At 52.2% G+C, this 14,147-nt stretch carries 13 protein-coding genes and 2 tRNA genes; 10 read left to right on the top strand and 5 right to left on the bottom strand.

What is annotated here, in order from left to right; translation table 11 throughout:
• Window positions 1-70: 70 nt before the first annotated feature.
• From HMPREF9370_RS01320 to mraZ, 5 genes are read right to left on the bottom strand one after another with little or no spacing between them, the layout of a single operon-like run.
• Complete coding sequence (locus HMPREF9370_RS01320; protein ID WP_009115451.1) at window positions 71-1,546, bottom strand: UDP-N-acetylmuramoyl-L-alanyl-D-glutamate--2,6-diaminopimelate ligase; 1,476 nt, start codon at window positions 1,544-1,546, stop codon at window positions 71-73.
• 19 nt (window positions 1,547-1,565) lie between these two features.
• Window positions 1,566-3,332 (bottom strand): peptidoglycan D,D-transpeptidase PBP2, encoded by a 1,767-nt coding sequence (gene penA, locus HMPREF9370_RS01315; RefSeq protein ID WP_009115450.1) that lies wholly within the window; start codon window positions 3,330-3,332, stop codon window positions 1,566-1,568.
• Between the two features lie 17 nt (window positions 3,333-3,349).
• Entirely contained in the window at window positions 3,350-3,610 is a 261-nt protein-coding gene (gene ftsL, locus HMPREF9370_RS01310; protein ID WP_009115449.1) for a cell division protein FtsL, read from the bottom strand.
• Window positions 3,611-3,649: 39 nt separating this feature from the next.
• Window positions 3,650-4,612: a 16S rRNA (cytosine(1402)-N(4))-methyltransferase RsmH gene (gene rsmH, locus HMPREF9370_RS01305; RefSeq protein WP_009115448.1), complete on the bottom strand. Its 963-nt coding sequence runs from the start codon at window positions 4,610-4,612 to the stop codon at window positions 3,650-3,652.
• The gene (mraZ, locus tag HMPREF9370_RS01300) at window positions 4,609-5,064 is read right to left on the bottom strand and encodes a division/cell wall cluster transcriptional repressor MraZ (RefSeq protein WP_009115447.1); all 456 of its coding nucleotides are present in this window, start codon (window positions 5,062-5,064) and stop codon (window positions 4,609-4,611) included. Before mraZ ends, rsmH begins: the two co-directional genes overlap by 4 nt.
• A gap of 328 nt (window positions 5,065-5,392) precedes the next feature.
• On the opposite strand from mraZ, the gene HMPREF9370_RS01295 reads away from it, so the two are divergent.
• The 10 genes from HMPREF9370_RS01295 (at window position 5,393) to HMPREF9370_RS01250 (ending at window position 13,975) form a co-directional block, all read left to right on the top strand.
• Window positions 5,393-6,550 (top strand): class I SAM-dependent methyltransferase, encoded by a 1,158-nt coding sequence (locus tag HMPREF9370_RS01295; protein WP_009115446.1) that lies wholly within the window; start codon window positions 5,393-5,395, stop codon window positions 6,548-6,550.
• A 151-nt stretch (window positions 6,551-6,701) separates the two neighbouring features.
• Window positions 6,702-6,778, top strand: a tRNA-Met gene (locus tag HMPREF9370_RS01290).
• Between the two features lie 6 nt (window positions 6,779-6,784).
• Window positions 6,785-6,860, top strand: a tRNA-Ala gene (locus tag HMPREF9370_RS01285).
• Between the two features lie 261 nt (window positions 6,861-7,121).
• Window positions 7,122-8,927 (top strand): DUF294 nucleotidyltransferase-like domain-containing protein, encoded by a 1,806-nt coding sequence (locus tag HMPREF9370_RS01280; RefSeq protein WP_009115444.1) that lies wholly within the window; start codon window positions 7,122-7,124, stop codon window positions 8,925-8,927.
• Window positions 8,928-8,937: 10 nt separating this feature from the next.
• Window positions 8,938-9,555 (top strand): 3'-5' exonuclease, encoded by a 618-nt coding sequence (locus HMPREF9370_RS01275; protein ID WP_009115443.1) that lies wholly within the window; start codon window positions 8,938-8,940, stop codon window positions 9,553-9,555.
• A gap of 8 nt (window positions 9,556-9,563) precedes the next feature.
• Window positions 9,564-10,238 carry a TIGR02117 family protein gene (locus HMPREF9370_RS01270; protein ID WP_009115442.1) on the top strand — a complete coding sequence of 225 codons (675 nt, stop codon included), beginning with the start codon at window positions 9,564-9,566 and terminating at the stop codon, window positions 10,236-10,238.
• Between the two features lie 305 nt (window positions 10,239-10,543).
• Window positions 10,544-11,926: a Na+/H+ antiporter family protein gene (locus tag HMPREF9370_RS01265; RefSeq protein WP_009115440.1), complete on the top strand. Its 1,383-nt coding sequence runs from the start codon at window positions 10,544-10,546 to the stop codon at window positions 11,924-11,926.
• The gene (locus tag HMPREF9370_RS01260) at window positions 11,926-12,150 is read left to right on the top strand and encodes a SlyX family protein (RefSeq protein WP_009115439.1); all 225 of its coding nucleotides are present in this window, start codon (window positions 11,926-11,928) and stop codon (window positions 12,148-12,150) included. The genes HMPREF9370_RS01265 and HMPREF9370_RS01260 overlap by 1 nt, the downstream gene beginning before the upstream one ends.
• A 271-nt stretch (window positions 12,151-12,421) precedes the next feature.
• Window positions 12,422-12,799, top strand: coding sequence for a hypothetical protein (locus HMPREF9370_RS01255; protein WP_009115438.1), 378 nt, complete (start codon window positions 12,422-12,424; stop codon window positions 12,797-12,799).
• Between the two features lie 336 nt (window positions 12,800-13,135).
• Entirely contained in the window at window positions 13,136-13,975 is an 840-nt protein-coding gene (locus HMPREF9370_RS01250) for a class I SAM-dependent methyltransferase (protein ID WP_009115437.1), read from the top strand.
• Window positions 13,976-14,147 lie beyond the last annotated feature (172 nt).

The following is a 14,147-nucleotide window of genomic DNA, read 5'->3' as shown; positions in this document are numbered from 1 at the left end:
TTCAGACAGGCATTTGAAATATGCCCATACTAAGGCCGTCTGAAAGCGAACTTTGTGAGCTTCGCCAAAACTACCTTCCCGCCAAAGCTTTCTGCGCTTCGTCGAAATCGGAAAAATAGTGCTTCTGACCCTGCACGTCCTGATAGGTTTCGTGGCCTTTGCCGGCAATCAGGATGATGTCGTTGGCGGCGGCGTGTTTAACCGCGTATTCGATGGCCGAGCGGCGGTCTGTTTCGACGTGTTCGGGGTAGGGTACGGCGGGGAGGATGTCGTTGATGATGTCGGCAGGCTCTTCCATGCGCGGGTTGTCGCTGGTCACGACGACTTTATCCGCGCCGGCTACGGCAGCCGCGCCCATCAGCGGGCGTTTGCCTTTGTCGCGGTTGCCGCCGCAGCCGAACACGCACCACAGGTTTGCGCCTTGCGGTTTGATTTCCTGCAAGGTGGCAAGTGCTTTTTCGAGGGCATCGGGGGTGTGGGCGTAATCGACGACGACAAGCGGTTTGCCGGGGTTCATGATGCAGTCCATACGCCCGGTGGCGGGGCGGATTTGGGCAAGCACGCGCAATACTTCGTCCAACGGGTAGCCCGCCGACCACAATACGCCGACGCACGAAGCGAGGTTTTGGGCGTTGAAGCGGCCGAGCAAGCGGGTTTTGACTTCGCCGCTGCCCCACGGGGTGTCGAGCTGCACGGTCATGCCGTCTGAAGAGGCGGTGAATCGGGTGATGCGGATGTCGGCTTGTTCTGCAAAGCCGTAGCCGTACACGTTTAATTTGGGGCGTTCTGTTTTCAGACGGCCTGCCAGCGCTGCGCCGAACGGGTCGTCCACATTAATCACGGCGTGTTGCAAACCTTGCCAGTAAAACAGGCGGGATTTGATTTCGCCGTAGGATTCCATGCTGCCGTGGTAGTCGAGATGGTCGCGGGTGAGGTTGGTGAACACGGCCGTCTGAAAAGGCACGCCGTTCACGCGGAATTGGTCGAGGCCGTGGCTGGACACTTCCATCGCTACGGCTTTTGCGCCTTGCTGTTTGAACCGGTGCAGCAGGGTTTGCACGGAAACGGGATCGGGCGTGGTGTGGGTGGCTTCCTGCAATTCGCCCCAGAAACCGTTGCCGACGGTGCCGATGATGGCGCATTTTTCATTTAGCAAATCAGCCACCTGCGCCAGCCATTGAGTAACGGAGGTTTTGCCGTTGGTACCGGTTACGCCCCACACTTTGAGGCCGTCTGAAAGATTGCCGTACACTTGGGCGGCGACGATTCCGGCGCGGGTTTTCAGGTTTTTAATGCCTTGATTGGGCACGTTCCATTCGGGATTCCACGCGAATTTGCCGTCGTCATCCCAAAAAACAAAAGCCGCGCCGTTGGCAACGGCAGCGGGGATATACTCGCGCCCGTCGGTGTATTCGCCCTGACAGGCAATGAAAATGTCGCCTTGTTTGATTTTACGGCTGTCTGAATGCAACAAACGCCCTGCTGCGTTTTCACACAGCAAGGGCGGTAAGTCGGTTTCAGCTAAAGGAACTAAGTCGCTGAACATATTAAAATTTCTCTTAAATTCATAAGGTTTGGTTGGTTTTTTCAGCAACGTGGATTGTGGTTGTGTTGGTCAACTGCTTGGTAGGCGCCACGCCCAAAATGTTCAAGCTGCCCGACATCACACTCTTAAATACCGGGCCGGCTACCGTGCCGCCGTAATAGCCGTTTTTGGTGGGTTCATCCACATTCACAGCCACAATCACGCGCGGATTTTCTGCCGGTGCGAAACCGACAAACGTTGCCATATGTTTGTCATTGGCATAGCGGCCGTTAACCAATTTGCGCGCCGTACCGGTTTTCGCTGCCACATTAAAGCCTTCTACCGAACCGGCAGTGCCCGTGCCGCCCGGCTCCGTTACGGAAACCATGATTTTACGCATCAACGCTGCGGTTTCGGGTTTAATCACCTGCTCGCCTTTCGGCGCCATCAACTGCTTCTCAAAGCTGATAGGCAACAAACGGCCATCAGTGGTAAACACAGTGTAAGAACGGGCAAGCTGCAAAAGACTGGTTTGCAAGCCGTAACCGAACGACATCGTTGCCTGACTAAACGGCTGCCAGCGTTTCCAGTTATGCAAAATACCGGCGGTTTCTCCCGGAAAACCCGAATGCATGCGCTTACCAATGCCTACGCTGCTGTAAAACTCATACATTTCCTGCGGGCTGAACATCGCAGAAAGTTTGCTGGTGCCCACATTAGAAGACTTCTGCATAATGCCGCGCAAATTCAAGGCTGCATACACATGGGTATCGCGCACCACATTACCGCCGATTGAATAAGGATGCGTGTTAAACCAAGATGCTTCGTTTACTTTGCCGGAATCGATGGCTTTTGCAATCGGGAAAGGCTTCATGGTTGAACCGGGCTCGATCATATCGGTTACCGCGCGGTTGCGGCGCTGCTCGCTGCTGGCTTGGCCGGGGCGGTTCGGATCATAAGCAGGGCTGTTGACCAAAGCGAGAATTTCACCGGTTTTCGCGTCCAACACAACAGCGCTGCCTGCTTTGGCTTTGTGATGGTCGATGGCTTTATTCAACTCGTCATAGGCAAGCGTTTGGATCCGCTGGTCAAGCGACAAAACCAAGTCATTGCCGTTTTTCGGGTCGCTGTTGCGTGGTGAATCCAAGCTATCGACAATATTGCCTTTATTATCGCGCAAAACCACTTTGGCGCCGTTAACGCCGCGCAATTCTTCTTCGCGCGAAAGTTCCAAGCCTTCCTGGCCTTTGCCGTCGATATTGGTAAAACCAATTACATGCGCAAAGAGATTACCCATAGGGTATTGACGCTTGGCTTCTTTTTGGAATGCCAAACCCTTAATCCCCAAATCTTCTATCTGCTTTGCCACTTCATGCGGCAACTGGCGCTTGATATATATGAAGTCTTTATCTTTTTTCGACAGCTTGTCCTCAACTTCGCTCTCAGGCATACCTAGCAATTTCGCCAGTTTGATGATTTGCGCATTAGTCGGCATCTCATCCATTGCCGAAGGAATGGCATACAGCGATTCCGTAGGTGCGCTTAGAGCAAGCGTGGCGCCGTTTCTATCGGAAATCATGCCCCGTGAAGCCGTAAGCGCAACGGTGCGCACAAAACGGCGATCCCCCTGATCTTTCAGAAAAGCATGTTCGCTGGTTTGCAGATAAACGCCCCGACCGATTAAGGCCACGAAAGCCACTGCCAAACCGCCAAGCACAAACAGGATACGACCGTTGGTGCCGATTCCTTTCGGTACCTTAGGCTGTTTGGCCAGCATTTTGGGTTTATATTCGTTTTTGATTAACATGCAACTATTCTCTAAAATTATTTTACTTCCACGATTTGTGTATCCTCTTGAGCGGGCGGACGGAGGTTTTGTTCTTTTGCCGCCACCTTAATCAGCTGGTGGTTCGCCAACTTGGCCTGCTCGAATTTCAAACGGGCATATTCCTGCTCCAGCACCGTTTTTTGCTTCTGCGCTTTATCCAGTGCGATAAAATACTGGCGCGACTGGTTTTGCACGGTTACCACTGACACACCGGATACCAAGGCCAATGCCAGCAGCAAAATATTCAACTTATTCATATCAACTTTTTCAGACAGGCATAGTACCCTGCCCTGATTTTATGCATCTTGTTCAAACACGCCGCTTGTGCGCTCCGCCACACGCAACACCGCAGAGCGCGCGCGGGGATTCATTCTGATTTCTTCATCCGAAGGCTTAACAGCCTTACCGATTGCCTTCAAAGGAGGCTGCGGCAAATCTGCTTCCCTTATCGCTGCCCACTTAGGCAGCGGAGCATGAGTGGAATACTGCTTGATAAACTGCTTCACGATACGGTCTTCCAACGAGTGAAACGCAATCACAGCCAGCCTGCCGCCTTCATTTAATCTTGCCACCACTTGCGGCAGCACCGCCTTTACCTCTTCAAGCTCACGGTTGATGAAAATCCGAACGGCTTGGAACGTCCGGGTCGCCGGATCTTGGCCGCGCTCACGAGTACGGACGGCTTGTGCCACGAGTTTCGCCAGCTTGCCGGTTGTATCAATAGGGCTTTCCTCGCGTTGCAAAACAATGGCGCGCGCAATCTGGCGACTAAACCGCTCTTCACCATAATTCTTAATCACCTCATGTAATTCTTGCTCTTGGGCCACCGCAATCCATTCGGCGGCCGACATACCCCGCGTCGTATCCATCCGCATATCCAGTGGCGCATCATAACGGAAGCTGAAACCGCGCGCGCCGTCGTCAATCTGCGGGGAAGAAATGCCCAAATCAAACAAAGCACCGTCAATTTTATTTATACCCAGTTCATTCAAGGCTGTCTGAAACGTGGCAAAACCGTTATGCACCACGCTCACGCGCTTATCCTGCTCCGCCAGCGCCTGCGCCACAGCAATTGCCTGCGGGTCTTTATCAAACACCACCAAACGGCCCGCCTCACCCAGCTTCGACAAAATCAGGCGGGAATGCCCTCCCCTACCGAAAGTGCCGTCTACATAAATGCCGTTTTCACGAACTGCCAAAGCATCCACCGCCTCGTTCAGCAAAACGGTTACATGCTGAAATGCCGCCTGCTCCGTCATAGCTGCAAATCCGTTTGCGCCAATTCCATTTCCAGATCTTCAGGATCAGCATCCAAGGCCTGCTCCATTTCAGCTTCCCAATGCTCACGCCCCCAAAGCTCCAAGCGGTTGGCGCGACCAACCAGAGTGACTTCTTTATCGAAATCAACGCGTTTTCTCAAATTGGCAGGCAGCAGGATGCGGCCGGCTCCATCCAACTCCAAAGTATCGGCATTGTGCAAAAGCAGGTTTTGATAACGCTGCAACACAGGTTTCCCGGCCACAGGCAAAGCCAAAAGCTGCGCTGCCACGCCCTCCCAAACACTTTCGGGATAAATCAGCATGCGGCTGCGCGAATCCAACGTAACCACCACAGAAGGCGTATAGCGGCGCAGCAAAAGCTCGCGGAACTTGGCAGGAATCGCCAACCGCCCTTTGCTGTCTATGCTTAATTCATGAACGCCGCCAAACAAAATGCTTTCTCCTAAGGCCGGAATAATATTCTTTTGGGATTTTGGTGCACTTTAATACACTTTACCCCACTTTGTGACACTATAAAAAAAAACTTCTTATTGGTCAAACGCATACAATCCAAAAAAACAACCGCTCAGACAAGCACTTACCTTTCATTACTGACACACACTCTATCCTTACACGCCAACCCCGCATGAAAAACCCAACAAACACTTACACATAGGCAAAATGCCTGTCTGAAAAGGCTAATCAGCGGGGCATACACAGCAAACAGCTTCACACGTTATAATAAGAACAAACACTCTTATTTTTACAAAATATAACACTATGAAAACAACACTTCCGCCACCATCCGCAGAGGCGGCTGCCGCCAGCGAGCAATTGCAAACCATCATCCGCGAAGAAATCCAAGCCCAAAACGGCTGGATTCCGTTTTCCCGCTTCATGCAGCTGGCGCTTTACTCCCCCCGATACGGCTACTACACCGGCGGTGCTCACAAAATCGGCGCAGCAGGCGACTTCATCACTGCACCCACCCTCACCCCGCTATTCGGGCAGACACTCGCCCGACAGCTCAACGCCCTTTTACCCCAAACCGAAGGCAACCTCTACGAATTCGGTGCAGGCACTGGCGACTTGGCCGCCGTATTGCTGCAAAGCTGCGCCGACACCTTATCGCACTACTACATCATCGAACTTTCGCCCGAGCTTGCGGAGCGCCAAAAACAGCACATCGCCGCAACCGCGCCCGAACATGCCGGTAAAGTTACCCACCTCAGCGCCTTACCCGAACAATTCAACGGCATCATCATCGGCAACGAGGTGCTGGACGCCATGCCGTGCGAACTCATTCAATACAGCAGCCCACATTACCAGCGCCTCGGCGTCAGCCTTTCAGACAGGCATTTCACCCTCACGCCCCAAGCGCTCGAACAACCCGGGCTGCAAGCCGCTGCCGCACAATACATTCCGCCGCAGCAAGGCTACACCAGCGAGCTGCATCCGGAGCAATACGCATTTGTGCACACCTTGGGCGAACGCTTGGCGCGCGGCGCCGTCATCCTGATTGATTACGGTTTCGACGCCGCCCAGTATTACCACCCTCAGCGCAGCGAAGGCACGCTCATCGGCCACTACCGCCACCACAGCATTCACGATCCTTTTTTCAACATCGGCCTCACCGACCTGACCGCCCACGTCAACTTTACCGACATCGCCCAAGCCGGCACCGACGCCGGCCTCGACCTCATCGGCTACACCACGCAGGCCGCGTTTTTACTGAACTTAGGCATCACCGAATTGCTGGCGGAAACTTTCCCGCCGCAGGCAACCGCCTCGCCCGACTACATCCGCGAAGCCGCCAACCTGCACAAACTGACCGCCCAGCACGAAATGGGCGAATTATTCAAAGTTATCGCATTCGGGCGGGAAATCGACGTAGATTGGCAGGGCTTTGCCTTCGGCGATATCTGCCACAAGCTGTAAACTGTCCAACCGTCAAACATGCCTGTCTGAAAACCGCCGGCGCACGTTCAGACAGGTATTATTTTCAATAAAATCAAATAATAATAAAAACACACCAAAATACTGTTTGACAAAATCGGAGCAAACCATTAAATTACGCCCTCTCAAACAAGGCGAATTAGCTCAGTCGGTTAGAGCAGAGGAATCATAATCCTTGTGTCCGGGGTTCGAGTCCCTGATTCGCCACCAAATTCCGGGGGTATAGCTCAGTTGGTAGAGCGCTTGCATGGCATGCAAGAGGTCAGCGGTTCGATCCCGCTTACCTCCACCAGTGAAACAAAATCGAAGCCTGCTGAACATCAGCAGGCTTTATTCATTTCCGTATTTCTTGAAGCGTGTTCCTATAACAAATAAACTTCTTTTTGATACAGGGCAGCAATAACGGCGCACAAGTTAAGTTTATTTGCCATATACATCCATGCCTGTCTGAAACCGGTTTCAGACAGGCATTTATTTATGCTGAAAACATGGCATAATAATCCAAAAATCATAACAAAAAGCCTGAATATAAAAGGAAACAAGGAGAAAACCTATGGAGCGTTTCGACTTCGGCTATGCCCCCTACGACAGCCTGAACAGCCAGCAGCGCCGCATTTTGCAGGAAGCGGTGGACATTGCGTTTTTCGATGAAGACACCTGCATTATCGAGCCGCAGCAGCCGATTGAGCATCTATATGTGGTGATCAAAGGCTTAATCAAAGAAATCAATAAAGACGGAGAAGTGGTGGCGCTGTATCACGCGCACGACACGTTTGAAGCCCGCGCATTGGTGGAAGGCGCGAGCCAAAACCGCTTTGTGGTGGCGGAAGAAGCTTTGGTTTATCTGATTCCGAAAAAAGTGGTAACCGAGCTGGTGGAATCGAATGCACAATTCGGTGCTTATTTTTACGCCTCGGTAGCGGAAAAGCTGGCCAGCTTGTCGGGCAACAAGAGCGAGGAAGAGTTTGCCAGCCTGTTTACCGCCCGCGTACGCGATGCCTACCGCCAAAACAGCGTTTGGCTGGACGGCAATGCCAGCATTTTAGAGGCAGCCGTCGCCATGAAAGAAGGCAAAACCAAATCGCTGCTGATCCGCCATGAAGGCCGCGTGGGGCTGTTTACAGAGTCGATGTTCCGCAATATTTTGATTGACGGCATCCCTTCAAGCGAAGCCGTACATAAATTGACAACGTTTGATCTAATCAGCGTGGACATCGACGACTTCGTGTTCAACGCCCTGCTGCGCATGATGGAGTTTTATATCCAACGGGTGGTGGTTACCGAACACGGCGAGGTTATCGGCTCACTGGAGCAGATAGACGTATTGGCTTATGTATCCAACCACAGCCATTTGGTAGCACAACGTTTGGAACGTGCCGACAGCATCGACGATTTGGTGGGCATCGCGCAACAAATGACCGAATCTATCCGCGCGCTGCGTAAAAACGGCGTGCGTGCGCCGCAACTGGCGCAACTGATGCAGGTATTAAACTCCAGCCTGTTTGAGAAAGCCTGGCGGCTGATTGCTTCGCCCGAACTATATGAAAACTCCTGTCTGATAGTGATGGGTTCTGAGGGGCGCGGCGAACAAGTGTTGAAAACCGATCAGGATAATGCGCTGATTCTGCGTGAGGGGTTTGACCAAGCTGAAGCCGCAGCAGCAGCCGAACAATTTTCAGACACGCTTTCCCGGCTGGGCTATCCGCCTTGCAAAGGCAAAATCATGGTTAACAATCCTGAATGGCGCAAGCCTGTCAATGAATTCAAAAGCATGGTTGCCGGCTGGGTGCGCTCGCCAAGCCCTGCTTCCATGATGAATCTGGCGATTTTTATCGATGCCAAAGCGGTGGCGGGCGACGCTTCGCTGCTGGCGGAAGTGAACGCGCATTTGCGCAAATATTTGGGCAACGATGTGGGCATGTTAATGACGTTTGCCCGCGCGGTAGAACAGTTCGACAGCCACGAACAAGGCTTTTTCTCACAGCTTTTGCGGCGCGACCGCCAGGAAAAAATGGACATCAAAAAAATGGGGCTGTTTCCCGTGGTACACGGTGTGCGGGCGCTGGCTCTGGAAGCGCGTATCGAAGATACCGGCACGTTCGACCGCCTGCAAAAACTGGCGCAGATGAACGTTATCGACGAGCATTTGGCCAAAGATGTGGCCGAAGCGCTGCGCTATCTGATGGAAATGCGCCTCAAATCCGGCCTTTTGGGCATGCACAATGGCCATGTTACCGAGCCAAACCAAGTGGATTTGCAAAGCCTTACCACGCTCGAGCGCGATTTGCTCAAAGAGGCGCTGCAAGTGGTTAAGCGCTTCAAAAGCGTGGTCCGCCACCATTTCCATTTAAACACTTAGGAGCGCGGCGATGGGTATTTTCGATACATTCAAACGCAACCGCAACCGCCGCAAACTGACTGATCCGAGCTTTGATTTTTTGTTCGACGGGCACCCCGACGAGCTGGTGAGTTTCGATTGCGAAACCACCAGCCTGGATGTGAAAGAAGCGGAAATTATTTCCATCGGCGCGGTAAAAATCCGCGGCAATAAGATACTTACCAGCGATGCGTTTTATGTGCTGGTTAAGCCTGAAGGCATCATGGAGGCATCCAACGTTACCATCCACGGCCTGCGTCCCAAAGATTTGAGCAACGGCTTACCGGTAGAGGAAGCATTGCGCCTGTTTCTGAATTTTATCGGCGGCAGGCCGGTGGTGGGTTATTTTCTGGAATACGATGTGGCGATGGTGAATAAATTCCTCAAACCCATGCTCGGCATCCAGCTACCCAACCGGCAAATTGAAGTTTCGAGTATTTACTACCGGCAGGAAGTCAGAAAGAAATTTTACGACAGCTATGTCGACATGCGCATGGCGCCGATGATTAAAAAACTCGGTATCCCCGATCTGCCGCGCCACGATGCGATGAACGATTCGATTAATGTGGCGATGATGTATCTGGCGCTGCAAGCCCGCGGCAGGCGGTAGGCATCGGTATGCTGCGAAAAATGTTCCGGCTGCTGCTCAATAGCCTGCTTGCCCTTTTGTTTCTCGCCGGCGTTTACTTTGCCTCGGCATGGATACTCGGCCGCATTCCTGTGAATAACGAGCGCGTCGAACAAGGCGATATCACCATTTTTCTGCTTTCCAATGGCATACACGTTGATATTGCCATGCCGCTGACCAGCAGAGAATTCGACTGGCGCACAGTCATATCTCCCGCTGATACAGGTAATCCGCACACCCCGTCCGATTATGTAGCGCTTGGCTGGGGAGACCGCGCTTTTTATCTAGACACACCACGTTGGGCGGATTTAACTGCCTCCACCGCATTCAAAGCGCTCACCGGCCTGAGCCGCACCGCCGTGCACGCCACGTTTTCCCCTAAACCGCAGGTCGGCATCCACAGCATCCCGATCCGGATTCAGCCTGCCGAATACCGGAAACTCATCAACAGCATCCTGCCCCAATTCCAATACAGAAACGGCCGCGCCATCGCCATTGCAGGCAGAGGATACAGCGGCTACGATGTGTTTTACGAAGCACAGGGCAGATACAGCCTTTTTGTTACCTGCAACACTTGGGCCAATACGCATTTGAAAAACAGCGGCTTGAAAAGCGTGGTTTGGACACCTTTTTCAGGCGCCGTCATGGATGTTTACCGCAAATAAACCAATGCCTGTCTGAAAACGGTCTTATGGCGGATAAGCGGTTTGACCGCAGCCTCACAAAAACCCGCATTGCTTTTTTTCAGACAGACCTTGGCTCCTAATCTTCTTGCAAACCATTATTTCCCGACATTCGCAACAAATCTACTGGCTTGTAAAATCCTGTTAGGTTATGATTTGGGTTTTGTTAAAACCGGCTTTCAGACAGGCATTTAACGTTTCCTTCCCAAGCAGGCCGGCAAACGCCTACACGCCTTAAAGCGGTTTTAACTGTAAAACCTTATCAAAAGCATTGGAGAAACTGAACAATGAATGCAGTAGTGATTGCCGTGGTTATCATGCTGGCTTTATCCGTCGCCCGGGTGCACGTAGTGCTCAGCCTGGTGGTGGGTGCGTTTGTCGGCGGCCTGGTGGCGGGCTTGCCGCTTGCCAATGTGAGCAACGCTGCGGGGGAAGTGGTCACCAAAGGCGTGATGACCCATTTTCAAGACGGCTTGGCGGGCGGCGCCAAAATCGCGCTTTCCTACGCCATGCTCGGGGCGTTTGCCATGGCGATAACCCACTCCGGCCTACCGCAGCAGCTAGCGGGCGTGGTGGTTCGCAAACTCGACGGCGGAAAGCAGCCCGACCATATTTCTGCGGCCGCAGGCTCGGTGAAATGGCTTATCCTGCTGGCCATTTTGGTGATGGGTATTCTCAGTCAAAACGTCGTGCCCATCCACATTGCCTTTATTCCGATGATTATTCCGCCGCTTTTATTGGTGTTTAACCGGCTGCAAGTCGACCGCCGCCTGGTTGCCTGCGTAATCACTTTCGGCTTGGTAACCACTTATATGTTCCTGCCTTACGGCTTCGGCGCCATTTTCTTAAACAAAATCCTGCTGGCCAATATCGAATCCTCCGGCCTGAGCGTGCAGGGCATCAATGTGATGCACGCTATGGCGATTCCGGCGCTCGGAATGCTGTGCGGCCTGATTCTTGCGTTTTTCCACTATCGCAAACCGCGTGTTTATGAAAACAAGCAGGTCGATATCGAAAGCAACGAAGCCGCCGCGCGCCAGCCTAAAGCTTCGGGCTACCGCAGCCTGGTGGCGGCTTTGGCCATTTTGGTGTGTTTCGCCATCCAATTAATTTACGACGATGCGCTGCTTTTGGGCGCGATGGTGGGCTTTGCCGTGTTTATGGCGCTGGGCGTGGTGCGCCGCGATGAAGCCAATGATGTGTTCGGCGCGGGCATCAAAATGATGGCCATGATCGGCTTTATCATGATTGCCGCACAGGGTTTTGCCGCTGTAATGAAAGCCACAGGCGAAATCCAGCCGCTGGTTGACGCCAGCGCAGCCATGTTCTCCGGCAACAAAGCCATGGCAGCTTTGGCTATGTTGATGGTGGGCCTGCTGATTACCATGGGCATAGGCTCTTCTTTCTCCACCCTGCCGATTATCACTGCCATTTATGTGCCTTTGTGCCTGAGCCTCGGCTTTTCGCCTTTGGCCACCATTGCCATTATCGGCACGGCAGGCGCGCTTGGCGACGCAGGTTCGCCCGCTTCCGATTCGACACTCGGCCCCACCATGGGCCTGAATGCCGACGGCCAGCACGACCACATGCGCGATTCCGTTATCCCAACCTTCCTGCACTACAACCTGCCTCTGATGGCGGCGGGCTGGGCAGCCGCGATGGTGTTGTGATGGATAGCAAAACCGCTTTGGAAAACCGCGTCACCGAGCTGGAAATCCGGCAGGCTTTACAGGAAGATTTGCTGCAAAGCCTGAGTGACACCATCGCCCGTTTGCAGCAAACGCTGGATTTGCAGCAAGCCCAACTACGCCTGCTCTACAACCGTTTGCAAGACAAAGAGCAGGATGATGATGCGTCTTACAGCCTGTCTGAAAACATTCCGCCGCATTATTAAATGCAGCTGCGTACGCCGAAAGTTCACAAGTATGGACGCAAAAAAGCGTAATGAAAAGTGAATATGTCGGACAGCAGGTAAAAAGATGTACACACTGTTGTCATATAACATAGCCCTCTACTATGATTTGAACCGCAATAAAACAAGGAAGCCTTCAGGCTTCCTTTTTTGTCAGGCTTTTTTAATGCCATATGGCTATTTGAAACACCTTATACGAGCTTACAAGCTTAGCGATCAATCACTTTAAAACAGGCTTCAGAAGGATAGTTTGATGAAATACCCAACCAAAGCCGCCGCGCTTACCGGCATTCTCGCTCTGTTTTCCAGCAGCGCATTTGCCACCTCTCCGATTCCGCACGAAATTTACAGCCCTGCCGATGCCGTTGTCGTTAGATCAGAGCTGCCCGGCAGCGGCGAGTTTGAAGTGAAATTCCGTGTCAACAGCCGCCACACCAGCGTAGAAAATCTGGCTCAAGCCGTACGCAGACATGCCAAAAGCCATGGATTTAAAGAAGTACGCGGAGCCGTGCAGCAGAACGATGCCGATTTAAAATTCAAACGCAAAAACCAAGAATTGGATATTTCCATTGAGCAGAAGCAGCACGGCATTATCGAGTACAAAGCCGATTTGGAGCTCGATAAGGCATAGCGCCTGCGTAGCGTACTTATGATGCCTGTCTGAAAACTTTTTCAGACAGGCATTGTTTTATATAGCCAATCAACTTAAGGAAAAGTACATACGTCATACTCGGGCTTGACCCGAGTATCCCAAAATTTACTGAAACTCCAGATACTCCGGTCAAGCCCGAGTATGACGGAGCTGTCACCAAGATTAAGCGGTTTAACTATAACAAATAAACAAAAGCTTTCTTCCGGCATTTCCCTACCGATTGATATTGAGCGATAAAACTCCCTATCGTTAAAACGCTTGGCAAACACTCCCCACAAGCCTATGATTTAAAATCATTCTTATTTAGGAGCAGTCATGACTACCCGTTTTTCGCCCGATTCCATAACCGCGCTTTCCGAAACCATGTTGATTACATTATGGGCGAAAGCAACCGAAACCATGCGCGCCGACGGCATTTTGCACGATGCCGAAGCCCTACGGATGATGGGTTTGATCGACTATGATTTTGATAAATTTACCAAAGCCAAAACCTCCCAAGTAGGCGGTTGCGGCCGCGCATACTTAATCGACAATATCACCCGCAACTTTATCGCTGAGCACCCGCAAGCAGTGGTCGTTCAATTAGGCGCAGGCTTGGACGCACGCTTCGAGCGCTTGGGTAGGCCGGCTATCGCCGCATGGTATGACTTGGATTTACCTGAAGTAATTGAAGTGCGCCGCCGTTTGCTGCCCGAAAGCAGCAACCATTATATTGGCGCCTCATTGTTTGACGAAGCGTGGGCAGACTCCGTGGCCACACATGGCAAGCCGGTATTACTGGAAGGCGTGTTGATGTATTTCGAAGAGCATGAAGTAAAAGCCTTTTTCGATATGGTTTCCCGCAAGCTGCCGGGTGCTGAAGTGGTTCTGGATATCTTGCCCAAAAAACTGGTCGGGCACGCTAAGCAGCATGATGCGCTGAGCAAAATGAACACCAAGCCGCCGGAATTTAAATGGGGCGTTGCTCAGGCTTCCGATTTAGAAGGCTTACACAGCGGGATTAAATTGCTGTCGCAAACAGGTTTGAGCAGCATCTGCCGGAAACGCTACCCGTGGCTGCTGCGCCTGATTTATCTGACGGCTTGGGGGCTGCGCAATCTGGATATGCAGATTGTTCATCTGCGTGTGGCGGGTTTTCAGACAGGCATTCGCTGATCTTGCTTTACAAATAAGTAAAGTCAATCAACTTAAAAAATCATATGCTTAAATCATTAGCAAATCTTGCCGATTACTGCTCGCCCGCTGGCGCCGCCGAACGGAGCGTGATTTTCGGGGGAACAAGGCCGCGCGGCCATAAAGCGCAATCTTAAAATAACGGGAATACAAA

Origin of the sequence: Neisseria wadsworthii 9715 (assembly GCF_000227765.1) — a bacterium.
GTDB lineage: Bacteria > Pseudomonadota > Gammaproteobacteria > Burkholderiales > Neisseriaceae > Neisseria > Neisseria wadsworthii.
Note: the sequence above shows the minus strand (reverse complement) of the source record. Positions and strands in the feature narration are given on the sequence as shown.

What these genes read in the sequence shown, in the direction of transcription:
- HMPREF9370_RS01320 (WP_009115451.1), bottom strand. Translation starts at nt 1,546, where the DNA reads ATGTTCAGCGACTTAGTTCCTTTAGCTGAAACCGACTTACCGCCCTTG.
- penA (WP_009115450.1), bottom strand. Translation starts at nt 3,332, where the DNA reads ATGTTAATCAAAAACGAATATAAACCCAAAATGCTGGCCAAACAGCCT.
- ftsL (WP_009115449.1), bottom strand. Translation starts at nt 3,610, where the DNA reads ATGAATAAGTTGAATATTTTGCTGCTGGCATTGGCCTTGGTATCCGGT.
- rsmH (WP_009115448.1), bottom strand. Translation starts at nt 4,612, where the DNA reads ATGACGGAGCAGGCGGCATTTCAGCATGTAACCGTTTTGCTGAACGAG.
- HMPREF9370_RS01295 (WP_009115446.1), top strand. Translation starts at nt 5,393, where the DNA reads ATGAAAACAACACTTCCGCCACCATCCGCAGAGGCGGCTGCCGCCAGC.
- HMPREF9370_RS01280 (WP_009115444.1), top strand. Translation starts at nt 7,122, where the DNA reads ATGGAGCGTTTCGACTTCGGCTATGCCCCCTACGACAGCCTGAACAGC.
- HMPREF9370_RS01275 (WP_009115443.1), top strand. Translation starts at nt 8,938, where the DNA reads ATGGGTATTTTCGATACATTCAAACGCAACCGCAACCGCCGCAAACTG.
- HMPREF9370_RS01270 (WP_009115442.1), top strand. Translation starts at nt 9,564, where the DNA reads ATGCTGCGAAAAATGTTCCGGCTGCTGCTCAATAGCCTGCTTGCCCTT.
- HMPREF9370_RS01265 (WP_009115440.1), top strand. Translation starts at nt 10,544, where the DNA reads ATGAATGCAGTAGTGATTGCCGTGGTTATCATGCTGGCTTTATCCGTC.
- HMPREF9370_RS01260 (WP_009115439.1), top strand. Translation starts at nt 11,926, where the DNA reads ATGGATAGCAAAACCGCTTTGGAAAACCGCGTCACCGAGCTGGAAATC.
- HMPREF9370_RS01255 (WP_009115438.1), top strand. Translation starts at nt 12,422, where the DNA reads ATGAAATACCCAACCAAAGCCGCCGCGCTTACCGGCATTCTCGCTCTG.
- HMPREF9370_RS01250 (WP_009115437.1), top strand. Translation starts at nt 13,136, where the DNA reads ATGACTACCCGTTTTTCGCCCGATTCCATAACCGCGCTTTCCGAAACC.